The sequence below is a fragment of the Lysobacter oryzae DSM 21044 genome, assembly GCF_059568595.1.
In genome coordinates this window covers 312,938-333,923 of the sequence record NZ_JCANTQ010000011.1, presented here as the reverse complement: position 1 = coordinate 333,923, position 20,986 = coordinate 312,938, and the positions used below count along the sequence as shown (strand labels likewise).

Genomic DNA, 20,986 nt, shown 5'->3' with positions numbered 1-20,986 from the left:
TATCTGCCGATTGGCTCATCGATTCGAGCGAAAGCGGCCCATTCAATGTGCCGCCGGCGAACCTATCGTCGCCTCGGGAATTGCCCCAAAGGAGAGAGAAGATGAAGACGAAATCGCTCGTTGGTATGCGCCTGCCGCAACTGGTCGTGGCAGGAGCCCTGATGGCGGCGGCGTTGCCTGCGCTGGCGGAGGACGCGGCCGGCTGTGCGCGGCAGTTCGAGGTGGCCCAGCGGGTGGACATGGAGTCCTTCCGCGATTTCGACAAGGAAACCTGGCTTGCGAGCCACGACGAGCGCGCGGTGACCGTGTTCGCCAGCGGTGCGAAGCGGATCGGCATCGATGCCATCGCACAGACCATGGCCTCGCATTTCGCCAACCGGGAAGCGGTATGGACCTGGACCGAGCTGTATCGCGTCGTGGATGGCTGCCGCGCCGCCACCATCCTCTACGACACCGTCTACGAGATCCCGCGCATCGGTTTTCGCCAGCACGCACTGACGAGCGTTACCTACACGCACAACGGCAGCCAGTGGCTGTCGATCGCCGACCAGGGCACCCTGCTGCCTCCGTGAGGCAATGCGGAGCCGCAACCAGTCTTGGCTGGTTGCGGCCGTTGCTTTAGTTCAAGTCGAAATCGAACCGGCGCGATGGGCCATCTTCGATGGAAACGATGATGGTGTAGCGTCCTGCCGGGTCACCCGGTTCCACTTGCCACGCGTTGAAGATGTAGCCGCTGCGGGCGTCGACCTCGCGCTCGGTGACGATGGCGCGGTTGTCGCCCGAAACGGCACGCGCGCCGACGCGTTCGGTTCCCCACGTGCGCGGTGGCGCGGGAAGGCGCAGGTCTTCGCGCCAACGGATTCGAGAGCGGTTGGTCTTCAGGCGGATCAACCACCCGTATTGCTGGCCTGGTGCCAGGGGAACGTGGCGGGTGGACTGCAGTGCCACCTGTCCCGCCACTTGCGTGCGATAGACGCCGAACGTCGCCTGGGTGATGACGACCGGGGCCGCATTGTTCCGGCAGGACCCCACCGCGAGGCACGCCATCGCCACGAGGAAGGCGGCGGCGGTGAGGGGTTTGGCCTTCATCCGGGTGGAAGCGCGCGCAGGACGCGCGCCCCTGTCACGCCATCACTCGACGTCGAGTCCGGTCATCCCGAGGATGTTGTAGCCCGAGTCGACGTAGGTGACTTCGCCGGTGACGCCGGAAGCCAGGTCCGAGCACAGGAATGCGGCGACGTTGCCCACCTGTTCGATGGTGACCGTGCGGCGCAGCGGCGCGTTCTCCTCGACGTGGCCGAGGATCTTGCGGAAGCCGGCGATACCGGCGGCTGCCAGCGTCTTGATCGGACCAGCCGAGATCGCATTGACGCGCGTGCCTTCCGGGCCCAGGTTGTAGGCGAGGTAACGCACGGTTGCTTCCAGGCTTGCCTTGGCCACGCCCATCACGTTGTAGCCGGCCAGGGCGCGTTCGGCGCCGAGGTAGCTCAGGGTGACGATCGAGCCGTTGCGGCCCTGCATCTGCGGACGCGCGGCCTTGGCCATGGCGGCAAGCGAATACGCGGAAATGTCGTGCGCGACGGCGAAATTCTCGCGGGTCAGCCCGTCGAGGAATTGGCCGGCGATGGCTTCGCGGGGGGCATAGGCAATGGCGTGGACGAGGATGTCGAAACCGTCCGTCCACTGCTTGCCCAGTTCGGCGAAGCAGTTGGCGATCTGCTCGTCACTGGTTACGTCGAGCGGGATCACGATGTTGCTGCCGAATTCTTCGGCGGCCTTCTCGACGCGGGACTTGAGCTTGTCGGTCTGGTAGGTGAAAGCCAGCTGTGCACCTTCGCGATGCATGGCTTCGGCGATGCCGCTGGCGATGGAGCGTTCGCTGGCGATGCCGGTGATGAGAGCGCGCTTGCCTTGCAGGAAACCCATGACTCGTCCTCTTCTGTGGCCGCGTGGGGCGGCTGAGCAAAGGCTCTAGTGTAGCGGAGGTGGAGCGGGAGCCTCAGCCTGCGCGCCGCGTGTCAGGGAGTGCCGGCGCTGGCCGCTGGGGTATCGCCCGCGGCGATTTCCGCGTCGAGGAGCAGGACTGTCCCCGGTCGCAACACGTTGCCGCTGTGAAGGCCGTTGCGTTGGAGCAGATCCGCCACGCGTACGCCGTACCGTGCCGCGATCTTCGATGGGTTGTCACCGCGAACGACGGTATGCCGGCGGGCTGTGGTCGCCGGCGTTTGTGGCGTGCCCTCCGCCGGGAGCGGGCCTGCGGCCGGCATTGTCGGGGAGCCGGCGACGGCCATGGCGTCTGGGGTGCGCTCCGGCGCCACCATATCGACGGCGCCCGTGGCGGCTGGAGTCGTGTCCATCGCAACGGCAAGCAATCGCGCCGGCTTCCCGTTGCCACGGGTGATACGGCCTCCGGCAAAGGCCGGATTGAGTCTCCGCAATCGATCGGCATCCTGGCCGCTCTGTCGCGCCCACGCGGCGATGTCCGGGATATCGGCGGGAAGTGCGATCGCCGTCAGCGCAGGCACGGGGCGGTCCAGTGCCTGGAGCCACTCGTCGCGATCGTCGGCCTGCTCCAGCAGGCACGACAGCGCATGCAGCTTGCGCACGTAGGCGTGGGTGATCGGAGACAGTCCCGGCAGGGTTTCCGGCCGGGCGTTGCGAGCGGTCTGCCCGGCGCGCTTGAGCGCCCCGAGTACCCGGTATTCACCGGCGTTGTAGGCCATCACCGCGAGGCGCCAATCACCCGCGAACATCCCGTACAGGGTCTTGAGGTAACGCACGGCGGCGGCGGTCGAGTCCACCGGGGAAAGGCGGCCGTCATACCCCGCCCGCATCGGCACGTTATGGTTGCGGGCGGTGATCGCGATCATCTGCCAGAGGCCCGCCGGCCCCTGGGTACTGCGCGCCCCTGGCTTGTAGCCGCTCTCGACGAAGGGAATGAGTGCGAATTCGGTGGGGAGGTTGGCGGCGCGGACCGCGTCAACGACGTAGCCGAACAGCGGCAGCACATCGTCGTTGCGCGTCGCCAGCTGCCTGGGGGCGTGGGCGAAGTGGGCCTGCCAGCGGGCGCTGGCGTCGGCCTTGCAATTGGGATCGGCCAAACCGGCCCGGAAGCTCTGGTAGATCTCCCGTCCGTTGCGCGTGCCGCCTTGGGCCTGAAGGGCATCGGGAGCTGCTTCGGCTGCGGATGCGCACAGAGGGGCGGCCAGCAGCAATGCCAGCACGGGTGCCACGAGCCGATTGGTCATGACGCGAACCCGTCCTTCCAGCGGCGCAATTCGGCGAAGGCTTCAACGCTGTCCGCCGGCTCCCGGCCCAGGCGCCCGCGCAGTGACTGGCGAACTTCGGGCGCGTCGACGCGCAGGAATGGGTTGGCGGCCAGTTCGTCGGCCAGCGTGGTGGGCACGGTGGGCAGTCCGCGTTCGCGCATGGTCCGGGCCTCCTCGGAAAGGCGCCGCAGCGCCAGGTTGCCGGGTTCTACCACGCAGGCAAAGCGGCTGTTGTTAACCGTGTACTCATGTCCGCAGCAGACCCGGGTTTCCGGGGGCAGGGTTGCCAGTTTTGTGAGCGAAGCCCACATCTGCGCCGGGGTTCCCTCGAACAAGCGGCCGCAGCCGAGGCTGAACAGGGTGTCTCCGCAGAACAGCAGGCCGTGGCCATGGAAGGCGACATGGGTGAGCGTATGGCCGGGAATCTCGATGACCTCGAAGCGCCAGCCTGCGACTTCCACACAATCGCCTTCGCGCACCGTCCGGGTAGAGCGGGGAATCCGGGCGTCTTCCGGCCCGATCACCGCCAGGTCGGGCCAGGTCCGGAGCAGTTCCTCCACCCCGCCGATGTGGTCCGGGTGGTGATGGGTGAGCAGGACCGCCGAAGGACGCAGGCCGCTGTCCCGCGCCGCAGCGAGCACCGGGGCTGCCTCCCCCGGGTCGACGACCAGCATCGTCGTCCGGTCCTGGTCGGCCAGCGTCCAGATGTAGTTGTCCGCAAAGGCGGGCAGGGCGTGCAGGTGCATGTCGGCTCCTTGGACCATCCGGGCGGTGATCCCGCACAATCCGACCATGTCCCCGCCGCCCGCCAGCCGTCAATCCGAAGGGCCCTTGTCCTGGTTCGCGAGCACCGCGGGCCAGGGACTCCTTGCCGTGGAAACCGCGGCGATCTCCCGCGTGCTCGCGGGCATCCCGGCCTTGCCGTGGTGCTGGCTTGGCGTGCCGGGAGCGGCGCCGCCGGACGTCCCGGGCGGCCGTGGCGTGCTGTTGCGCCGCGAGGCGGCTAGCGCCGAGCTGCGCTTCGGAGGCGCGGTTCGCTGCGAGGTGCCATTGCCCATGGCCAACGAGAGTTTCGGCGCCGTGCTCCTGCAGCATGCCCTGGACGACGGCGTGGATCGGGATGAACTGCTGGGCGAGTGCGAACGCATCCTCGTCCCGGGGGGCACCTTGTGGCTCGCCGCACTGAACTCCTGGAGCCCGTATCGCGCGCGCTGGGGGCGCACCGGCCTGCATGCCCACGTCACTGGCGCGTGGCAGGCCTCGCTGCGGAGGGCCGGATTCGCGCTGGATTCGGTCAACCTGCAATGGCTGGGCCCGCGCTGGCGCATGGACCAAGGCGATATCGGCGTCGGCATGAACGACTGGCTGCGTGCGGGGATTGCCCTGAGTGTCAGCAAGCGCGTGCATGCGCTGATACCTCCGGCGCGCAAACACAGCTTCCGCCTGCAGGGCGCAGCGCATTCGCGCGTGACCTGGCGCTTCGAGGAGCTGCGATCCGAACAACTGCGACGGCAGGCGGCGACTCCCGACAGGCGATAATCCGCGAATGACTCAAGAAAAACGAAAAGCAGTCGAGGTCCACACCGACGGCGCCTGCCTCGGCAACCCAGGACCCGGCGGCTGGGCCGCACTGCTGCGATACGGCCGCCACGAACGCGAACTGGTCGGTGGCGAAGCGGCCACCACCAACAACCGGATGGAACTGATGGCCGCGATCTCCGGACTCGAGGCACTGACCGAAGGCTGCGACATCGTCCTGTTCACCGATTCGCAGTACGTGCGCCAGGGGATCACCGAATGGATGCCGGGATGGATCCGCCGCGGCTGGAAGACGGCCGGTGGCGACCCGGTCAAGAACCGCGAGCTGTGGGAACGCCTGCATGCCGCGACGGGGCGCCATCGCATCGAGTGGCGATGGGTGAAGGGACACTCGGGCGATCCGGACAACGAACGCGTCGACACGCTGGCGCGCAACGAGGCGGTGCGCTTCAAGCAGGTCGTGCCGGTGTCCTGAACACGCCGGCGCCTTCCAGGCCCAAAGGCTTTAAGCTCTTCCCGCACCTAACGGATTCCGCATGCGCCAGATCATCCTCGACACCGAAACCACCGGCCTGAGCTGGGCCAGCGGCAACCGCGTGGTGGAAATCGGGTGCGTCGAGCTCGTGGAGCGCCGCCCGACCGGGCGCACCTTCCACTGCTATCTCAACCCGGAGCGCGAATTCGAGGCAGGCGCCCAGGAAGTAACCGGGCTGACCCTCGACTTCCTCGCCGACAAGCCCTTGTTCGCCGCGATCGCCGAAGAGTTCCTCGCTTTCATCGAGGGCGCCGAACTGGTGATCCACAACGCCGCGTTCGACGTCGGCTTCCTCGACCATGAATTGAGTCGGCTGGGTCCGCAGTACGGCCGGATTTCCGACCGGTGCACCATCGAGGACACGCTGCTGCTTGCACGCCAGCGCTTTCCCGGCCAGCGCAATTCACTGGACGCGCTGTGCAAGCGGTTCGACGTCGACAACACCCATCGCCAGTTGCACGGCGCGCTGCTCGACGCCCAACTGCTCGCCGAGGTCTACATCGGGCTGACGTCCGGGCAGAGCGAAATCGGCTTCGAAGCCGGCGTCGAGTCGGCAGCCGCCGCTGCGGCCGCGGCAGTCATGTTCGAGGTCGACCTGCAGGCGCCGCGACCCCGCGTGACCGTCGCTGCTGACGAACTCGAGGCGCATGAGGCGCGCCTGGCGCAACTGCGGAAGAAAGCCGGCAAGGCCTTGTGGGATGCGTGGGTGGAAGTGGAAGCCGAGGCCGTGGCCGCGCCGGCGTTGGAAGCAGTCCCCGCCTGAGCAGCGGGCCCGGCATTGCCGGGTCAGTGGTTGCGCACCAGCACCACGGTGACGTTGTCGGAACCGCCGCCATCCAGGGCGGCGGCCACCAGTTCGTCCACGCACTCCTGCGCGCTGCAGTCGTCATGCGACAGCACGCTGGCGATGCTGCGGTCGTCGACTTCCTCGGTCAGGCCGTCGCTGCAAAGGAGCAACTGCATGCCGGGCCGGAGTTCGCCGGTCATGGTTTCCACGTTCAGGTTGCGTGGATCGGTCACACCCAGCGCCTGCGTCACCACGTTGCGGTGCGGATGGCTGCGCGCCTGCTCATGGGTAATAGCGCCGTTGGCGATCAGCTCCTGCACGTAACTATGGTCCTGGGACAACTGGACCAGTTGGTTGTCGCGCCACAGGTACACGCGACTGTCCCCGACCCAGGCTACTTCGAAGCGATTGCCGGCAACCTTGGCGGCCACGACCGTCGTACCCATCGGCAGCGCGTCGTTACGGCGGCGGGAGATGCGGATGATTTCCTCGTCGGCGATGCGGATCGCGGTGGCCAGTGGCGTGCCGTCGCGGATCTCGCGCACGATGGTCTCGCGGGCGAGGGCGCTGGCGACTTCGCCGTATTCATGCCCGCCCATCCCGTCAGCGACAAGCCACAGGCCCAGTTCGCTGTCCCCGTAATACGTGTCCTCGTTGAGTTCCCGCCGCAGTCCGACGTGCGTCAGGTGTCCGAATTCGATCATCTGGAGGAGTACCGCGCGCGGGAGGGGGTTTCGGATGGGTTAACGCGATAATCATGGCCGAGCGGCCGTGAGGCAAGCGCCCCGGACGTGGCACTTGGCCCTGAAAAAGCAAAACGCCCCTTGCAAGGGGCGTCGGCTTGAATCTGGCGGAGAGGGAGGGATTCGAACCCTCGGTGCGCTATAAACGCACGCCTGATTTCGAGTCAGGTACATTCAACCACTCTGCCACCTCTCCTGAAGTGGGCCGCGAATGATACGTGGCGGACCCACCCGGAGCAAGTTTCCGGCCGCGGCCGCTACACTGTGCGCTTCGTTGGCCGGCCCCAAGTCCGGCCGCTCACCAAGCCGCGGCGACTCGCCCGGCCCCAAGCACGGCCCTTCCCATGTCCGAAATCCAGGTTCCGGTGTCCTTTGGCGAACTGCTCGACAAGATCGCCATCCTGCAGATCAAGTCCGAACGCATGACCGATCCGGCCAAGCTGGCCAACGTCCGCAACGAGCTGTCGGCACTGGAGCAGACCTGGATGGCGCATCCCGCCGCCGGCAGGGACATCGTCGAGCTGCGCGCGGCGCTCAAGGCCGTCAACGAGCGCCTGTGGGTGATCGAGGACGACATCCGCATCAAGGAAAAGGCGCAGGAGTTCGATGCCGGGTTCATCCGCCTCGCGCGCGCCGTCTATTTCGAGAACGACGAGCGCGCGCGCATCAAGAAGGACATCAACCTCGCGCTGGGCTCGACGTATGTCGAAGAGAAGTCCTACCAGGACTACGGTAACGGCGAGGGCAGCACCGGGAACGCCGGATAAGACGGGTCCGTCGTTCGTTTCCAGCCGCAGGTAGCCAGCAGGTGCTTGCGGTGCAGCGGACCATGGTGATCCGCCGGGGGGCGTCCATCAGCCTCAAGGCATGGTCGCTGTCGCCAACGGCGCGTCGCGCCCGACGGCCCTGAGTGGCCTCACTCTGAATGGTCGGCGACATAGCGTTCGAACGCGCCGATCGCGTCGTCCACGGTCACCAGGTCCATCACGCCGTCGTGTTCGATCTTGGTGCCCCACTTCAGCTCCGAAGCGGGCTTGCCCAGGTACTTGCGGGCCGCAGCGTCGTAGCGGTCGACGCAATAACTGCGGTCCGAATACGGCCCGCTCCGCGCGGGGTTGCTGGCCGCATGCAGCCCCAGCACCTTGACGCCCATGGCGTTGGCGATATGCATCGGCCCGGAATCGGGCGTCATCACCAGGTCGGCGCGCTCGAGCAGGGCCGGCAATTGCTTCAGCGTGTCCTTGCCGACCAGGTCGAGCGCCGGGTGGGCCATGGCCGCGAGGATGGCATCGGCCGTTTCGCGTTCCAACTGGCTGCGCCCTCCACACAGGACCACGCGCCAGCCGCGCCTTGCTACGTGGTCCGCGACGGCCGCGTACCGGTCGGCACGCCAGTTGCGCAGGACGTGGCTGGAGCAGGGCGAGATGAGCAGTGTCGGCCGCCCCTCGTCGATCCATTGCGCATCGGCCCACTCGCGCGCCGCGTCCGGTACCGGCAGGTCCCAGCGGACCTGGGTCTGCTTGAGGCCGAGTGGTTCGCAGAAACTGCCGATGGCATCCAGGACGTGGATGCCGGGGCGGTCGGCGATGCGCTCGTTGATGAAGAGTCCGTGCAGGTCCTTGGCCCGCGAGCGGTCGTAGCCGATGCGCCGGGCCGCCGGAATGAAGGCCGACAGCAGGTTGGCGCGTGCGGCCACCTGCATCTGCAGCAGGGCGTCGAACCGGCTGCGGCGCTCGAGCAGCTGCATGCGCAGTGCGCGCATGCCGGCGAAGCCGCTCTTCTTGTCGTATTCGACGAAGTCCACGCCGGGCAGGCCTTCGAGCAATCGGTGCTCGCCCTTGCCGATGACCCAGGTGAGCGCGACCTGCGGCCAGGCCGCCTGCAGGGTCCGCACCAGTGGCACGACATGGGTCACATCGCCGAGCGCGGACAGGCGCAACAGGCAGATCGACAGGGGTGTTTGCGGCATGGGTCTTGCTAGACTCGCTGGATGACCGGCTATGACGCTGCCGAAGGATTGACGCCGTTCCGCGACGAGCGCGGCTACGGCGCGATTCTGTTCGACAACACGCGCGTGCGACAAGCCAAGGCCGAATGGTTTTCGCCGAGCTTCTGGGGCGAGCATGCGCGGCCGGTGGCCAGCGGCGGCCGTGGCGGCGCGTGGTTCGTGGACGCTCCGTTCGGGGCTTGCGTGTTGCGTTGCTACCTGCGCGGCGGGTTGGCCGCGAACTTCAGCCGCGACCGCTACTGGTGGCGCGGCGCGAATCGCACGCGCAGCTTCGCCGAATTCCGCCTGACCCGCGAAATGGCGGCCAAGGGCGTGCCGGTGCCAAAGCCAATCGCGGCGTTCTACCGGCGCGAAGGCCATTTCTACAGCGCCGCCATCCTCATCGAGCGCATCGACGACGTACGCACGCTCGCCGATCGCGCCGCCGTGGCAGGCGATGGTGCGCCGTGGGAGGAGGCGGGCCGGCTGGTGGCCCGGGTCCATCGCGCAGGCCTCGACCATGCCGACCTCAATGCCCACAACCTCCTGTTCGATCCCACCGGCCGTGGCTGGGTGATCGACCTGGACCGCGGCGAGCAGCGCATTCCTGCCACCGGGTGGCGCGAGGGCAACCTGTCCCGGCTCAAGCGCTCGCTGTTGAAACTGCGCGGGGATCGCCCCATCGAGGACGTGGAGCGGGACTTCGCCCGGTTGCGCGCGGCCTACGACCGCGTCTGGGCACGAGGCACCTGATGGTCTGGAGTCTGCGGTTGCAGGGCGTCGGCAATGCGTCGGCGGTCCAGCTGGGTTCGGCGATGGCCACCATCGAGCGCGACGGCAGGCCGTGGCTCACGGTCGACTGCGGCAACGAAGGCCTCAGCCATTACCTGGCCCAGTACGGCGAGGCCCCGCGCGCGCTGTTCATCACCCATACCCACCTCGACCATGTCGCGGGTTTCGAACGGCTGTTCGTATCGAGCTACTTCGACGAGGCGCGTCGCGGCCGCGTGCGCGTCTACGTGCCGGCCGCCCTCGTGCCGCTGCTGCACCAGCGCGTGGGCGACTATCCCAACCCGCTGGCCGAGGGCGGCGCCAACTTCTGGGATGCCTTCCAGGTCATCCCGGTCGGTGCTTCCTTCTGGCACGACGGCGTGCGCCTGGAGGTCTTCGCCACGCGCCACCATTGGCCCGAGACTTCCTTCGGTCTGCGCCTGCAGGGCAGCGTGGTCTGGACCGGCGACACGCGCCCGATCCCGGAGCAACTCGCGAAGTTCGCCGCCGACGGCGAACTTGTCGCCCACGATTGCGCGCTGCACGGCAATCCCTCGCACAGCGGTATCGACGAACTCGAGCGCGAATATCCGGCCGCGTTGCTGGCACGTTGCGTCCTGTACCACTACGCCAGCCGCGAGGAAGGGGAAATCCTCGCCGCACGCGGCCATCGCGTGGCGAAGGCGGGCGAAGTGATCGAACTGGCGGAACCGAGCGCGGCGCGGGCAGAGTCGTGAACGCATTGGGCAGTCAGGATCCTCGCGTCGTGGCGGATCCCCGCGACACGTTGGGACGGCCGTTGCGCGACCTGCGCCTGTCGGTGATCGAGGCCTGCAATTTCCGTTGTCCGTATTGCATGCCGGCGGATCGGGTACCGGACGACCACGGCTTCGACGCGGCAACGCGCCTGACGTTCGACGAGATCGATACCCTGGTGCGCGGGTTCGCGCGCAATGGCGTGAGCAAGCTGCGCATCACCGGCGGCGAACCCCTGCTGCGCAAGCGCCTTCCCGATCTCATCGCGCGCCTTGCCCGCATCGAGGGCCTCACAGACATCGCACTGACCACCAACGGGTCGCTGCTCGCCGCGCAAGCGGCCTCCTTGCGCGAAGCGGGATTGCACCGCATCACCGTCAGCCTGGACGCGCTGGACCCGGACTTGTTCCATTCGCTTTCGGGCGGACGGGGCAGGATTGCGGACGTGCTGGCCGGGATAGATGCGGCCACGGCGGCGGGGTTCGCCCCGATCAAGCTCAACTGCGTCGTGGAACGCGGCATCAACGAAGGCGAGGTCCTGCCGCTGGTGGAGTTCGCACGCGCACGCGGCCACGTCATGCGCTTCATCGAATACATGGATGTGGGCACCTGCAACGGCTGGCGCCGCGAGCGGGTCGTGCCGTCGGCGGAACTGCGCGATCGCATCCACGCGCGTTGGCCGCTGCGCGGGCTGGAGGCGCAGTACCGCGGCGAAGTGGCGTCCCGCTACGGTTTCGCCGATGGCAGGGGCGAAGTGGGTTTCGTCAGTTCGGTAAGCGAGCCGTTCTGCGGCGATTGCCACCGCGCGCGCGTGTCGGCCGATGGCCGCCTCTACACCTGCCTGTTCGCGGCCGAGGGCGACGATCTGCGTCCGGCAGTGGCGGCCGGGGAAGAGGCAGTCGCGCGGCACGTGGCCGCGCGCTGGGCGCGGCGCGACGACCGGTACAGCGAGCTGCGCGGCAGCGCCGGCGCGGCGCGCAAGCACGTCGAGATGTACCTCGTCGGTGGTTGACCTTGGCGCGGCTTCCGCTGTCCGCGTGATCGGCGCAGAATTCCCCGGTGAAGAAGCCAATCCGCAAGCCATTGACGCACATCGATCCGGCCGGACGTCCGGCGATGGTCGACGTCTCCGCCAAACCCATCACGGCGCGTGAAGCCGTGGCCGAGTGCCGGGTTCGTTTTCCCGTGGAAGTCGCGGCGCAACTGCGCACGAGCGGGCTCAAGAGCGCCAAGGGCGGCATCGTCGAAACCGCGATCGTGGCGGGCACCATGGCGGTCAAGCGCACGCACGAGCTGATTCCGTTCTGCCATCCGCTTCCGATCGACGGCTGCCGCATCGGCATCGAGTGGAGCGGGGAGCGCGAGCTGCGCATCGAATGCGCGGTCAGGACCACCCACCGGACCGGCGTGGAGATGGAAGCGTTGACCGGCGCCGCCATCGCGGCGCTGACCGTCTACGACATGTGCAAGGCCCTGTCGCATCGCATCGTCGTGGGTCCGGCCAAGGTGCTGGGCAAGCGTGGCGGTCGCCACGATTTCGGGGCGATGGGATGAGCGCCAAAGTCACCGTGCTGTACTTCGCCGCGCTGCGCGATGCCTCGGGGACCGCAAGCGAGCTGGTGGACACCGCCGCGACGGACCTGCGTGGGCTCTACAACGAATTGCAGGCCCGCCATTCGCTGCCGTTTCCGGCGCGCCAGTTGCGCGTGGCGGTCGACGGCGAGTTCGCGCGCTGGGAAGACGCGCCGCGGGAAGGCAGCGAGATCGCCTTCATTCCGCCGGTCAGCGGGGGGTGATGGGTCGATGAAGCGTTTTTCCCTCTCCGCCACCCCGTTCGATACCGCGACGTTGCGTGCGGAATTGCTGGACGACCGCGTGGGTGGCTACGCCAGTTTCGAGGGCTGGGTGCGCAACCACAATGCCGATCGCGCGGTGAAGGGCCTGCGCTATGAGGCGTACTCCGCGCTTGCCGATAGCGAGGGCGAGAAGATCATGGCCGAAGCGCTGGAACGATTCGCCGTGGTCGATGCGCGTTGCGTCCACCGTGTCGGCGACCTGGCGATCGGCGAACTGGCGGTCTGGGTCGGCGTGAGCGCCGCGCATCGCGATGCCGCGTTTGCCGCGTGCCGTTACATCATCGACGAGGTCAAGTCGCGGGTCCCGATCTGGAAGCATGAACGCTACGCGCAAGGCGATGCGGGCTGGCTGCACCCGGACCGGGCCGCTAATTCCTAGCCCAAGGGGCGAGGCGGACATCCGCCCGCCCCGTCCTTGCCCAGGTCTTCGCAGCTACGGTGCGTAGAGCGGATACAGGTTGCCTTCTTCGCGTTCGATGCGCATCACCAGCAACTTGCCTACGTCATCGTATTCCCGCATGAAGTCGTGCGCGTTGGCCGACGTGACGCGCGTCTGCTGGTAACGCCTGACGAAATCCACCACCCCGCGTGCGATGCCGTTCATCTCACGACGGAAATCGCGGATGAGCGCCATGTTCTCGCTGTCGTTGGACAACGCCTGTTCCAGGAACACGTAGAAGCGCACGTTCTCGATCAATAGATGCGCTTCCAGCCTCGTCTTGAACGCGAGCAGCGCATTCGGGATGCGCTGGTAGTGACCATCGCGCACGTCCTGCCCCAGTTGCCCGTACATGGCCACCAGTTCTGCGTGATCGTTCGTCAGGTTTGCGACCAGGCCAGGGTCGTAGCGGATGGACCGCTCCGGTGGCTTGAGGTATTCCAGCGTGCTTGCTGCGGGTCGCGTGTGTTGCGGTTGCGGTTTTCCCTTGAACCAGTTGCCAAACAATCCCATGTGGCGCTCCCTTGCTTCCTTCCTTGGCCGGTCCCCCATGACCAGCCTGCCGGCGGCACTGTGGAGGGGCTGCCGGGGAATGGCAAGCGGAACAGCGGCGAATTGTGGGCGCGTCTGCACACTTGGATGAGCGATGATTCCGCAGCGCTGGAACACGGTCGGGGCCTGGCGGCTTGCGCAGCCGATGTGGGGAACTGCCCAGCGCGCGAAGTCCGGAGCAAGGGTCGGACCCTGGGTCTGGGCGGAGTCCAGAACGGGTGATGACCCCGCCGGCTGACCTCGGCGCCCGCGTCGATCGATACCGTTGCTGCCTTCCGGCCCTGGCGGGGTTTTCGACCTAGCGTCGCGAGGGGCCGACGGGGCCACCATAGAGACTTGCTACTACTGCCAAAGCCACGCGTTGCACGCGACCTTGTTGCTCATGCGGCTGGCGGAGAGAGGGGGATTCGAACCCCCGAAGCGCGGTTTAGACGCTTACACACTTTCCAGGCGTGCTCCTTCAACCACTCGGACACCTCTCCGCACCTGGCACCGCAGGCCTGAATGCGGCGTCCGGCCGACTTCAGGGGCGCAGATTCTAACCGTTGGCGGGCTGGCACCACAACAAAAGCCCCCAACAAGCGTGCGTGCGCTCGCACCACGGCAAGCCACCGGGTCCGGGCGGGTGAAAATACCCGCGGCGCGGGCAAAGTTCGTCGCGGCGCGGCAGAATGGCGCCATGTCCTACCTCGTCCTCGCCCGCAAGTGGCGTCCCAAGCGTTTTGCCGAACTGGTCGGGCAGGAGCACGTGGTCCGCGCGCTCACCAACGCGCTGGATTCGGGTCGCGTGCACCACGCCTTCCTGTTCACCGGCACCCGCGGCGTGGGCAAGACCACGATCGCGCGCATCTTCGCGAAATCGCTCAACTGCGAGCGAGGTACCTCGGCGGATCCTTGCGGCGAGTGCGAGACCTGCCGCGCGATCGATGCCGGCCGCTACATCGACCTGCTCGAGATCGACGCGGCCAGCAACACCGGCGTCGACAACGTCCGCGAACTGATCGAGAACGCGCAGTACCTGCCTTCGCGCGGCCGCTACAAGGTCTACCTGATCGACGAAGTGCACATGCTGTCCAAGGCGGCGTTCAATGCACTGCTGAAGACTCTGGAAGAGCCGCCGGAACACGTGAAGTTCCTGTTCGCCACGACCGACCCGGAAAAATTGCTGGTCACCGTGCTGTCGCGCTGCCTGCAGTTCAACCTCAAGCGCCTGGACGAACAGCAGATCGGCGGCCAGATCACCCGCATCCTCGAGGCCGAGGGCATCCCGGCCGAACCCGGGGCGATCCGCCAGTTGGCGCGCGCCGCCGATGGCAGCCTGCGCGACGGGTTGTCACTGCTGGACCAGGCCATCGCCTACACCGGCGGCCGGCTCGAAGACGCGGCGGTAGCCACCATGCTGGGCACGGTGGATCGCACGCGGGTCGGTGCCCTGCTGGAGGCGTTGTCGCGCGGCGACGGTGCCGCGCTGCTGGCCGAAGTCGGCATCCTCGCCGAGTTCTCGCCCGACTGGAGCGGCGTGCTCGATGCGCTCGCCGATGCACTGCACCGCGTGCAGGTGCGGCAGCTGGTGTCCGATGCGCCGGTGCAGGGCGAAGGAGTGGACATCGATGCGCTCGCCGCTGCACTGCGGCCCGAAGTCGTGCAGCTCTGGTACCAGATGGCGCTCAACGGTCGCCGCGACCTGCCGCTGGCACCGAGTCCCCGTGCTGGCTTCGAAATGAGCGTGCTGCGGATGCTGGCGTTCCGTCCCGCGGAGGGCGAGGGCGCCCGCACACCGGCGGTACCCGCATCCGCGCGCGGCGAACCCACGCCGGCGCGCGCGCCCGCTGCCGCAGCACCCACGAACATGTCTGCCGCCAATGCGGCGCGCGAGGCGCTGGTCCGCGAGACCGCGCCGCGCCAACCGGAGCGCATGCCCGTTGCGGCGCCGGCACCTGCTGCCCCCATGCCGCGTGTCCCCGAAGCCGCGACCATTCCCGCTCCACCCATCGCCGAACCGGCGCCAGTCACCTCGGCTGCCATCGCGGATGCGGATGCCTGGCTTGCCCTGGTCGCCAATAGCGGGCTGCGCGGGCCGGCGCGCATCCTCGCCGAGCACGCCGCCTTCGTCGGTTTCGACGGCAGCGTATTGCGCCTCGCCCTGCCCGCATCCGACGAACACCTGAAGTCCAGCGCGCTGATCACGATGGTGTCGAACGGGCTGGCGCCGGCCTTGGGGAGCGCGCCGCAGATCCGCTTCGAGAGCGCCACCGCCCAGGGCGAGTCGCTGCGCGAGCGCAACGAGCGCGCGCGCGACGAGCGCCAGAGTGCCGCGGAAGCGGCCTTCATGAACGATCCCGACGTGCAGCGGTTGATCACGCAGCATGGCGCGAAGCTGGTGCCGGATTCCATCCGCCCGTTCGACGAGAACTGACCATTCACCCCACGCCGTCCGCGCAGGGCGGTGCACCTTCAAGAGAGCAAGACTATGCGTGGCAACATCGCCCAAATGATGCAGCAGGCACAGCGCATGCAGGAAAACCTGCAGCGCGCGCAGGAAGAGATCGCCAAGATCGAAGCCACCGGTTCGGCCGGGGGCGGCATGGTCACCGTGACGCTGACCGGCCGCAAGGAATGCCGCAAGGTGCGCATCGATCCGAGCGTGCTGTCCGACCAGGAGATGGTCGAGGACCTGATCGCCGCCGCCTTCAACGACGCATCCAACAAGATCGATGCCGAGTCGCAGGCGAAGATGTCGGCTGCTACCGCCGGCATGCCGCTGCCGCCGGGAATGAAGCTGCCGTTCTGAGCGACTTCTCCGCGTGAGCGCACTGCTCGAACAACTGATCGAAGCGCTGCGGGTGCTGCCGGGCGTCGGCCCGAAGTCGGCGCAGCGCATGGCCTATCACGTGCTCGAACGCGATCGCGACGGCGGTCAGCGCCTGGCCGAAGCCTTGTCCACCGCAGTCGAGAAGATCGGCCACTGCGCGCGCTGCCGCGACTTCAGCGAAACCGAGGTGTGCGCCACCTGCGCCAGTGCATCGCGCGATGCGTATCTCCTGTGCGCCGTCGAATCGCCGGCCGACCGGCTGGCGATCGAACAGGCTACGGGCTACCGCGGGCTGTACTTCATCCTGCAGGGCCGGCTTTCGCCGCTCGACGGCATCGGGCCGCGCGAACTCGGGCTCGACCGGCTGGCCGCGCGCCTTGCCGAAGGCGAAGTGCAGGAGCTCATCATCGCCACCAACCCCACTGTCGAGGGCGAGGCAACCGCGCACTACCTGGCCCAGCTCGCACGCCAGCACAAGGTGCGTCCGAGCCGTCTGGCGCACGGCGTGCCGCTCGGAGGGGAACTGGAATACGTTGATCGCGGCACGCTGTCGCACGCGTTCGGCAGCCGCAGCGAAATGCCTTGAACGAACAGGGAAAGCCGATGCCAGACACCATCTTCCACAAGATCATCCGCCGCGAGATTCCGGCCACGATCGTCTATGAAGACGATCACGTGATCGCCTTCAAGGACATCGCGCCGCAGGCGCCGGTGCATGTGCTGTTCGTGCCCAAGGTCGACATCGCCACGCTGAACGACGTGCAGCCGTCGCAGGCGGAGGTCATCGGACGCCTGCACATCGCTGCGGCCGACTACGCCAAGCAGCAGGGATTTGCCGAGGACGGGTATCGCGCGGTAATGAACTGCAACGACCACGGCGGGCAGACGGTTTTCCAGTTGCATCTGCATCTCTTGGCGGGAGCGCCGCTGGGGCGCTTCGGCACGCCGAAATAGAAGGCGCCCGGAAAGCCCGGGCGCCAGGGACGCAGCCAGGGCTCAGCGGCCGGAACGACCTGGTTCTCGAGCAGCGGATTGCGCGCGGGCTGCCCCTTCCGGTTGCACACGGCGTCGGACACGGTACGTCCCATGATGCTGACGGTGCCCTGCACGTAGCAGCGGTATTCCTGGCCTTTCTTCGTCTTCACGATGTAGTTGGTGTCGACGCCGCTGTCCGTGCGGTTGCTGATCGCGAAATCGCCCTTCTCCAGGCCCAGCGCGAACGCGGTCTTGTCTTCGAGGCTTGCATCGGTCACTGCCATCGACGCGCAGCCGGTGACGATGGTGGCGACGAGGAATCCAGCGGTGATATTTGACGTGCGGAACATTTGAATCTCCTTATCCATGCGCCCATTCTCCTGGTGCGTCGCCGGGCGCTTCAACGACGGCGGGATTCCATGCGCGCGGTGAAACAAAAACGCCCGGCGTTGCCGGGCGTTCGCGCAAATCGGATTTCTCCTACCACCAGCCCCACCACGGCCACGGCGCGGGGCGGGTCACGACATCGACGCGCTCGCGGACGGGCCACAGGTAGACGACATCGGCTTCCACCCGCGGGAACCGGTAGTCGTAACCGCCGATGTGCCGGTTCTCGTAGCCATCGATGCGGCCCGTGAAAGTGACCTCGCGATTCCTTTCGAACAACGCAGGGTCATAGAAGCCGGTCTTGCAGGCGATGAAGCGGCCGCCGACGTCGTCGGTTGCCCAATATGGACGGCCATAGGCCGACAGCCGCGTCGAGATCATCTGGAAGCAGGTGCGATTGGTCTGCGGTTCGACCTCCACGATGCGTCCGCCCCATCGCACGGTGGCGCCGGTGGAATCCGCCGCCGCGGCTTGCTGCGGGGTGATCTCGGTGAAGGTGCCCTGCAACGGTCGGGGTTGCGAGGCGCAGGCCGCAAGCACGAGTGCGGCCAGCGTGGGGAGAACGATTCGGGCCTTCATTTCCTTGTCTCCTTTGGGCGGATCCCTCGCGGGTTCCCGTTCGTCCTTGTGCGGGTCAGGTCACGATTGCGGGCGATGCCTACGCAGTGCACGGACCAGGTCCGCGGCGGCACGGCTGCCGCGCATCCCGGGCTGGAGCTGAGCGTAGCGCCAAATGGCGAAACGGTGGCTGAGTTCCTGCAGTCCGGGCGCCAGCTCTGGGCGGACGCGGGCGACGCGGTCGACCCATTCGCTGGCCGGTTCGTGCGGTTGGCGTTCCAGGCCGTACTTGCGGTAGCGGGTGCCGAGCCGATGCCATGCACGCAGCACCGGGTCCGGCTCCCGCTGGCCGCGAGCGCTGAGCCAGATCATCCAGAGCAGCGCCAGCATGGCCGCAAGCGCGAAGAGGGTGGACAGCTGCCGGGTACTCACCCTGTCCAGCCCGACCAGGCTGAACATCTGCGACTGGCGGTTGGCGTCGAAGCCAAGGACCACGTCGTTCCAGTTGCGTCGCAGCCAGTCGCGCACGTTCCACAATGGCATGCCGAAGTCGCCGAGCAGTCCTTGCGCCCCAGGGGTGCGATCGGCAACCGTGTCGTAGATCCGTTCGGGCGCTACCGCGGCCGTGGGGTCGACCCGTATCCATCCGCGTCGGGGCAACCAGACTTCCGCCCAGGCATGGGCATCGGACCTCCGCACGATCCAGTAATCGCCGATCGGGTTGCGGAAGCCCCCCGCATAGCCCGTCACGACGCGGGCGGGGATGCCGGCACCGCGCATCAGCACAACGAACGATGAGCTGAAGTGCTGGCAGAAGCCGGCTTTGGTATCGAACAGGAATTCATCGACGGCGTTGCGGCCCCACGGCGGGGTGACCACGGTGTAGGCGAATTCGCGTCCGATCCAATCCAGGGCCCGGCGCACGATCGCCGCGTCGTCGTCACCGGCTTCCAGTCGCCACTGCCGGGACAGCGCGAGGGTGCGCGGGTTGAATCCGGGCGGAAGCTGGAGGGCCGCCTGGCGCAGGGCAGCATTCAATTGCGGTTCGTGGTCGACGGCCGCGGCGGATGTCATCCGCCAGCGTGTCAGCGAAGTCAGCGTGCGGTCTACGCGCAATGAGTGGTCGCTGGCCAGACGGCTGCCGGGCGGCGCCGACAACGGCAGGTCGAGCGGGGTCAGCTGCCGGCGGTCGGTTGGCTCCACTTCCAGCTCATAGTTCCAGCGCCGCGGTGCGAAGCGTGCTGGTGGCGCCGACAGGCCACGCATCCACCGTGGTTGCGTCCATTCCTCGCCATCGAACTGCGACAGTGTGAGGTTGCGCCAGTACATCTGGTCGGGAGCCGGCGTGGCCCCGAAGAACCGCACGCGCAGCACGGGCGTGTCATCGCCCATCATGTCGAGCCAGTCACTTGGCCGCATCGAATCCGAGAGGCCGGGTCGGGCGAGGGCGCGCTCCGGAACGCCCCACATTGGCGTCGCAAGGCGCGGAAACAGCCAGAACGTCGCCAATGCCAGCGGCAACCCGATCATCAGCAGGTTGAGCACGCCACGCACGCGGCTGCGCCACGGGAGATTGAAGGCGGCATCACCCGACTCCAGGTCGGTGAGCCGCTGGAGCGCGGCAAGCGAGCCGCTTGCGGCGACCAGCCCCAGCAGCAGCGACAGCGGTCCCTGGTCGAGCAGGAAGGTCGCGAACGGCGCGAACAGCGCGAAGCCGATGAGACTGCGCGCGTCGCGCAGCTTGACGGTCTCCGCCGGCTTGATCGCGAGCATCGCCGCCAACAGGGCGCACCCGGTGTCGCGGCCGAAACGAAAACCCGAGACGCCCAGCACCGCGCCCACCACCAGCAGTGTCAGCAACAGGCGAAGCGCGGCTGGAAGCGGCTTGCGCCACGCGAGCGCGGTGGTCAGCGTTCCTGCGGCGGCAATCGGCCACGCGAGTTGCCCCGGGAGCTGCAGCAGGAGCGGAACCACGCACGCGATCGCGGCCAGCAATGCCCAATGGCGACTGCTGGGGTCGAGGAGCAGGGGCGGGGAGGGCGTCGTCACCGGACCGCCCCGGAAGCCTGCGGCAACAGCGCCAGCGCGCGCTGGCAGGCATGGCGGTGCAACGGTCCACGGTCAGGCCCGATGTCCGCATGGCCCGGCAGGCACAACCGATAGCGGCGACCATCGCGTTCGGCTTCATCCACCCAGCGGGCCAGTCGCGAGATGCGCGCCTCGTAGGCAAGGTTGCCGAGCGCGCGCCAGTCGAGCACCACGTCGGCGCCCAGGGGTTGTTCGTACTCGCGCACCAGCAGCGAATCGCGACGCGCGGAGGGCTTCCACGCGATCGCGCGCCGCGCGTCGCCCGGACGATAGCCACGCAGGTGATGCACGTCATCGCCCGCTGGATGCAGTCGCGTCTGCGCCTGTTCGCCGGAACCCAAGGGCAAGGCTGGGCCAGCAGGCTCGGGAGCGGCGTACACCAGCAACGGCGCGTCGCTCCAGACGTAGGTCCATGCACGCGCGAGGCCGAGTGGGCGCGTCGTGAACACGCACAGGCGGGGTGGGTCGATCCAGCCGCGACTGTGCGTCTCCAGCGAGATCTCCGCCTCGCCATGCCCCTGGTCGAGATTCAGCAATGATGACCCCGCCCCCTGCTCGTCGTCGACGCGAAGCCCGCGCCTGAGGCGCGAGGGGTCCGCCTGGGCATGGATCCGCAAGAGCAACGGCTGACCCGCCGCCACCGGTTCGGCATCGATCGCCGCGATGGTCAGGCCAGTCAGCTGCATCTGCGCGGCGATCAGGCTGGCCAGGGCCGCGCCGCCGAGTAGCAGGCAGAGGAGGAGCGCGGGATTGTTGTTGTAGTTCAGCGCACCCGCCGCCATGCCCAGCAGCAGGGTGGTGTAGAACAAGCCAAAACGCGTGGGCAGCACGTACACGCGTCGCGAATCGATGGCGACGGGCAGGGATTCTGACCTGCGCGGCCGCGCCAGCCTGGATGCGAATGCACGAAACCTTCGCCACCACATGGCAGC

Annotated in this window: 26 protein-coding genes, 2 tRNA genes and 1 other RNA gene; 16 read left to right on the top strand and 13 right to left on the bottom strand. The window is 67.5% G+C overall.

Going from position 1 to position 20,986, the window contains the following annotated elements; genetic code table 11:
* Positions 1–101 precede the first annotated feature (101 nt).
* Positions 102–572 carry a hypothetical protein gene (locus tag BP05_RS09905; protein WP_496362924.1) on the top strand — a complete coding sequence of 157 codons (471 nt, stop codon included), beginning with the start codon at positions 102–104 and terminating at the stop codon, positions 570–572.
* Between the two features lie 46 nt (positions 573–618).
* Here the strand turns inward: BP05_RS09905 and BP05_RS09900 are convergent, their stop codons facing one another.
* The 4 genes from BP05_RS09900 to gloB all read right to left on the bottom strand — a co-directional run bounded on the left by BP05_RS09900 (position 619) and on the right by gloB (position 4,015).
* Entirely contained in the window at positions 619–1,089 is a 471-nt protein-coding gene (locus tag BP05_RS09900) for a PM0630 family protein (protein ID WP_496362922.1), read from the bottom strand.
* A 42-nt stretch (positions 1,090–1,131) separates the two neighbouring features.
* Complete coding sequence (locus BP05_RS09895; protein WP_496362920.1) at positions 1,132–1,926, bottom strand: enoyl-ACP reductase FabI; 795 nt, start codon at positions 1,924–1,926, stop codon at positions 1,132–1,134.
* A 92-nt stretch (positions 1,927–2,018) separates the two neighbouring features.
* The gene (locus BP05_RS09890; protein WP_496362918.1) at positions 2,019–3,248 is read right to left on the bottom strand and encodes a lytic transglycosylase domain-containing protein; all 1,230 of its coding nucleotides are present in this window, start codon (positions 3,246–3,248) and stop codon (positions 2,019–2,021) included.
* Positions 3,245–4,015, bottom strand: coding sequence for a hydroxyacylglutathione hydrolase (gloB, locus tag BP05_RS09885; RefSeq protein WP_496362916.1), 771 nt, complete (start codon positions 4,013–4,015; stop codon positions 3,245–3,247). Before gloB ends, BP05_RS09890 begins: the two co-directional genes overlap by 4 nt.
* Positions 4,016–4,061: 46 nt before the next feature.
* Between gloB and BP05_RS09880 the strand changes: the two genes are divergently transcribed.
* The 3 genes from BP05_RS09880 to dnaQ all read left to right on the top strand — a co-directional run bounded on the left by BP05_RS09880 (position 4,062) and on the right by dnaQ (position 6,106).
* The gene (locus tag BP05_RS09880) at positions 4,062–4,808 is read left to right on the top strand and encodes a methyltransferase domain-containing protein (protein WP_496362914.1); all 747 of its coding nucleotides are present in this window, start codon (positions 4,062–4,064) and stop codon (positions 4,806–4,808) included.
* A 7-nt stretch (positions 4,809–4,815) separates the two neighbouring features.
* The gene (rnhA, locus tag BP05_RS09875) at positions 4,816–5,283 is read left to right on the top strand and encodes a ribonuclease HI (RefSeq protein WP_496362912.1); all 468 of its coding nucleotides are present in this window, start codon (positions 4,816–4,818) and stop codon (positions 5,281–5,283) included.
* A 61-nt stretch (positions 5,284–5,344) separates the two neighbouring features.
* Positions 5,345–6,106, top strand: a complete 762-nt coding sequence (dnaQ, locus tag BP05_RS09870) for a DNA polymerase III subunit epsilon (protein ID WP_496362910.1) — start codon at positions 5,345–5,347, stop codon at positions 6,104–6,106.
* A gap of 23 nt (positions 6,107–6,129) precedes the next feature.
* Here dnaQ and BP05_RS09865 read toward each other — a convergent pair whose 3' ends face one another.
* A complete protein-coding gene (locus tag BP05_RS09865; RefSeq protein WP_496362908.1) occupies positions 6,130–6,834 on the bottom strand; it encodes a PP2C family protein-serine/threonine phosphatase in 705 nt (234 codons plus the stop codon).
* 144 nt (positions 6,835–6,978) lie between these two features.
* A tRNA-Ser gene (locus BP05_RS09860) sits at positions 6,979–7,069 on the bottom strand.
* A 148-nt stretch (positions 7,070–7,217) separates the two neighbouring features.
* Here BP05_RS09860 and BP05_RS09855 point away from each other — a divergent pair.
* Positions 7,218–7,640, top strand: coding sequence for a DUF6165 family protein (locus BP05_RS09855; RefSeq protein WP_496362906.1), 423 nt, complete (start codon positions 7,218–7,220; stop codon positions 7,638–7,640).
* 149 nt (positions 7,641–7,789) lie between these two features.
* Here the strand turns inward: BP05_RS09855 and BP05_RS09850 are convergent, their stop codons facing one another.
* Complete coding sequence (locus BP05_RS09850) at positions 7,790–8,842, bottom strand: glycosyltransferase family 9 protein (protein ID WP_496362904.1); 1,053 nt, start codon at positions 8,840–8,842, stop codon at positions 7,790–7,792.
* 21 nt (positions 8,843–8,863) lie between these two features.
* Here BP05_RS09850 and BP05_RS09845 point away from each other — a divergent pair, with 21 nt between their 5' ends.
* Genes BP05_RS09845 through BP05_RS09820 form a run of 6 tightly spaced genes read left to right on the top strand, consistent with a single transcriptional unit; the run spans position 8,864 to position 12,622 of the window.
* Positions 8,864–9,613, top strand: coding sequence for a 3-deoxy-D-manno-octulosonic acid kinase (locus BP05_RS09845; RefSeq protein ID WP_496362902.1), 750 nt, complete (start codon positions 8,864–8,866; stop codon positions 9,611–9,613).
* Entirely contained in the window at positions 9,613–10,368 is a 756-nt protein-coding gene (locus tag BP05_RS09840; RefSeq protein WP_496362900.1) for an MBL fold metallo-hydrolase, read from the top strand. Before BP05_RS09845 ends, BP05_RS09840 begins: the two co-directional genes overlap by 1 nt.
* A gap of 29 nt (positions 10,369–10,397) precedes the next feature.
* On the top strand, positions 10,398–11,399 hold the full coding sequence (gene moaA / locus BP05_RS09835; RefSeq protein WP_496362898.1) for a GTP 3',8-cyclase MoaA: 1,002 nt from the start codon (positions 10,398–10,400) through the stop codon (positions 11,397–11,399).
* Between the two features lie 47 nt (positions 11,400–11,446).
* A complete protein-coding gene (gene moaC, locus BP05_RS09830; RefSeq protein WP_496362896.1) occupies positions 11,447–11,941 on the top strand; it encodes a cyclic pyranopterin monophosphate synthase MoaC in 495 nt (164 codons plus the stop codon).
* A complete protein-coding gene (locus tag BP05_RS09825; RefSeq protein ID WP_496362894.1) occupies positions 11,938–12,183 on the top strand; it encodes a MoaD/ThiS family protein in 246 nt (81 codons plus the stop codon). The genes moaC and BP05_RS09825 overlap by 4 nt, the downstream gene beginning before the upstream one ends.
* A 7-nt stretch (positions 12,184–12,190) precedes the next feature.
* Complete coding sequence (locus tag BP05_RS09820) at positions 12,191–12,622, top strand: molybdenum cofactor biosynthesis protein MoaE (protein ID WP_496362892.1); 432 nt, start codon at positions 12,191–12,193, stop codon at positions 12,620–12,622.
* A 54-nt stretch (positions 12,623–12,676) separates the two neighbouring features.
* Here the strand turns inward: BP05_RS09820 and BP05_RS09815 are convergent, their stop codons facing one another.
* The 3 genes from BP05_RS09815 to BP05_RS09805 all read right to left on the bottom strand — a co-directional run bounded on the left by BP05_RS09815 (position 12,677) and on the right by BP05_RS09805 (position 13,716).
* On the bottom strand, positions 12,677–13,195 hold the full coding sequence (locus BP05_RS09815; RefSeq protein WP_496362890.1) for a hemerythrin domain-containing protein: 519 nt from the start codon (positions 13,193–13,195) through the stop codon (positions 12,677–12,679).
* Positions 13,196–13,458: 263 nt separating this feature from the next.
* Positions 13,459–13,555, bottom strand: an RNA gene (gene ffs, locus BP05_RS09810) — signal recognition particle sRNA small type.
* Between the two features lie 68 nt (positions 13,556–13,623).
* Positions 13,624–13,716: transfer RNA gene (locus BP05_RS09805), tRNA-Ser, on the bottom strand.
* Positions 13,717–13,913: 197 nt separating this feature from the next.
* Here BP05_RS09805 and dnaX point away from each other — a divergent pair.
* The 5 genes from dnaX to BP05_RS09780 all read left to right on the top strand — a co-directional run bounded on the left by dnaX (position 13,914) and on the right by BP05_RS09780 (position 17,375).
* Positions 13,914–15,650: a DNA polymerase III subunit gamma/tau gene (gene dnaX, locus BP05_RS09800; RefSeq protein WP_496362888.1), complete on the top strand. Its 1,737-nt coding sequence runs from the start codon at positions 13,914–13,916 to the stop codon at positions 15,648–15,650.
* 54 nt (positions 15,651–15,704) lie between these two features.
* On the top strand, positions 15,705–16,025 hold the full coding sequence (locus BP05_RS09795; RefSeq protein WP_386753652.1) for a YbaB/EbfC family nucleoid-associated protein: 321 nt from the start codon (positions 15,705–15,707) through the stop codon (positions 16,023–16,025).
* A gap of 13 nt (positions 16,026–16,038) precedes the next feature.
* Complete coding sequence (gene recR / locus BP05_RS09790) at positions 16,039–16,632, top strand: recombination mediator RecR (RefSeq protein WP_496362886.1); 594 nt, start codon at positions 16,039–16,041, stop codon at positions 16,630–16,632.
* Positions 16,633–16,649: 17 nt separating this feature from the next.
* A complete protein-coding gene (locus tag BP05_RS09785; protein ID WP_496362884.1) occupies positions 16,650–17,000 on the top strand; it encodes a histidine triad nucleotide-binding protein in 351 nt (116 codons plus the stop codon).
* 201 nt (positions 17,001–17,201) lie between these two features.
* Positions 17,202–17,375, top strand: coding sequence for a hypothetical protein (locus BP05_RS09780; protein ID WP_496362883.1), 174 nt, complete (start codon positions 17,202–17,204; stop codon positions 17,373–17,375).
* 126 nt (positions 17,376–17,501) lie between these two features.
* Here the strand turns inward: BP05_RS09780 and BP05_RS09775 are convergent, their stop codons facing one another.
* Genes BP05_RS09775 through BP05_RS09765 form a run of 3 tightly spaced genes read right to left on the bottom strand, consistent with a single transcriptional unit; the run spans position 17,502 to position 20,980 of the window.
* Complete coding sequence (locus tag BP05_RS09775) at positions 17,502–17,987, bottom strand: Slp family lipoprotein (protein WP_496362881.1); 486 nt, start codon at positions 17,985–17,987, stop codon at positions 17,502–17,504.
* Between the two features lie 60 nt (positions 17,988–18,047).
* A complete protein-coding gene (locus BP05_RS09770; RefSeq protein WP_496362879.1) occupies positions 18,048–20,015 on the bottom strand; it encodes a transglutaminase TgpA family protein in 1,968 nt (655 codons plus the stop codon).
* On the bottom strand, positions 20,012–20,980 hold the full coding sequence (locus tag BP05_RS09765) for a DUF58 domain-containing protein (RefSeq protein ID WP_496362877.1): 969 nt from the start codon (positions 20,978–20,980) through the stop codon (positions 20,012–20,014). Before BP05_RS09765 ends, BP05_RS09770 begins: the two co-directional genes overlap by 4 nt.
* Positions 20,981–20,986: the final 6 nt, after the last annotated feature.

Excerpts from the sequence above, each read along its gene's own strand:
- BP05_RS09905 (WP_496362924.1), top strand. The coding sequence starts at position 102 with ATGAAGACGAAATCGCTCGTTGGTATGCGCCTGCCGCAACTGGTCGTG.
- BP05_RS09900 (WP_496362922.1), bottom strand. The coding sequence starts at position 1,089 with ATGAAGGCCAAACCCCTCACCGCCGCCGCCTTCCTCGTGGCGATGGCG.
- BP05_RS09895 (WP_496362920.1), bottom strand. The coding sequence starts at position 1,926 with ATGGGTTTCCTGCAAGGCAAGCGCGCTCTCATCACCGGCATCGCCAGC.
- BP05_RS09890 (WP_496362918.1), bottom strand. The coding sequence starts at position 3,248 with ATGACCAATCGGCTCGTGGCACCCGTGCTGGCATTGCTGCTGGCCGCC.
- gloB (WP_496362916.1), bottom strand. The coding sequence starts at position 4,015 with ATGCACCTGCACGCCCTGCCCGCCTTTGCGGACAACTACATCTGGACG.
- BP05_RS09880 (WP_496362914.1), top strand. The coding sequence starts at position 4,062 with ATGTCCCCGCCGCCCGCCAGCCGTCAATCCGAAGGGCCCTTGTCCTGG.
- rnhA (WP_496362912.1), top strand. The coding sequence starts at position 4,816 with ATGACTCAAGAAAAACGAAAAGCAGTCGAGGTCCACACCGACGGCGCC.
- dnaQ (WP_496362910.1), top strand. The coding sequence starts at position 5,345 with ATGCGCCAGATCATCCTCGACACCGAAACCACCGGCCTGAGCTGGGCC.
- BP05_RS09865 (WP_496362908.1), bottom strand. The coding sequence starts at position 6,834 with ATGATCGAATTCGGACACCTGACGCACGTCGGACTGCGGCGGGAACTC.
- BP05_RS09855 (WP_496362906.1), top strand. The coding sequence starts at position 7,218 with ATGTCCGAAATCCAGGTTCCGGTGTCCTTTGGCGAACTGCTCGACAAG.
- BP05_RS09850 (WP_496362904.1), bottom strand. The coding sequence starts at position 8,842 with ATGCCGCAAACACCCCTGTCGATCTGCCTGTTGCGCCTGTCCGCGCTC.
- BP05_RS09845 (WP_496362902.1), top strand. The coding sequence starts at position 8,864 with ATGACCGGCTATGACGCTGCCGAAGGATTGACGCCGTTCCGCGACGAG.
- BP05_RS09840 (WP_496362900.1), top strand. The coding sequence starts at position 9,613 with ATGGTCTGGAGTCTGCGGTTGCAGGGCGTCGGCAATGCGTCGGCGGTC.
- BP05_RS09825 (WP_496362894.1), top strand. The coding sequence starts at position 11,938 with ATGAGCGCCAAAGTCACCGTGCTGTACTTCGCCGCGCTGCGCGATGCC.
- BP05_RS09820 (WP_496362892.1), top strand. The coding sequence starts at position 12,191 with ATGAAGCGTTTTTCCCTCTCCGCCACCCCGTTCGATACCGCGACGTTG.
- BP05_RS09815 (WP_496362890.1), bottom strand. The coding sequence starts at position 13,195 with ATGGGATTGTTTGGCAACTGGTTCAAGGGAAAACCGCAACCGCAACAC.
- dnaX (WP_496362888.1), top strand. The coding sequence starts at position 13,914 with ATGTCCTACCTCGTCCTCGCCCGCAAGTGGCGTCCCAAGCGTTTTGCC.
- BP05_RS09795 (WP_386753652.1), top strand. The coding sequence starts at position 15,705 with ATGCGTGGCAACATCGCCCAAATGATGCAGCAGGCACAGCGCATGCAG.
- BP05_RS09785 (WP_496362884.1), top strand. The coding sequence starts at position 16,650 with ATGCCAGACACCATCTTCCACAAGATCATCCGCCGCGAGATTCCGGCC.
- BP05_RS09775 (WP_496362881.1), bottom strand. The coding sequence starts at position 17,987 with ATGAAGGCCCGAATCGTTCTCCCCACGCTGGCCGCACTCGTGCTTGCG.
- BP05_RS09765 (WP_496362877.1), bottom strand. The coding sequence starts at position 20,980 with ATGTGGTGGCGAAGGTTTCGTGCATTCGCATCCAGGCTGGCGCGGCCG.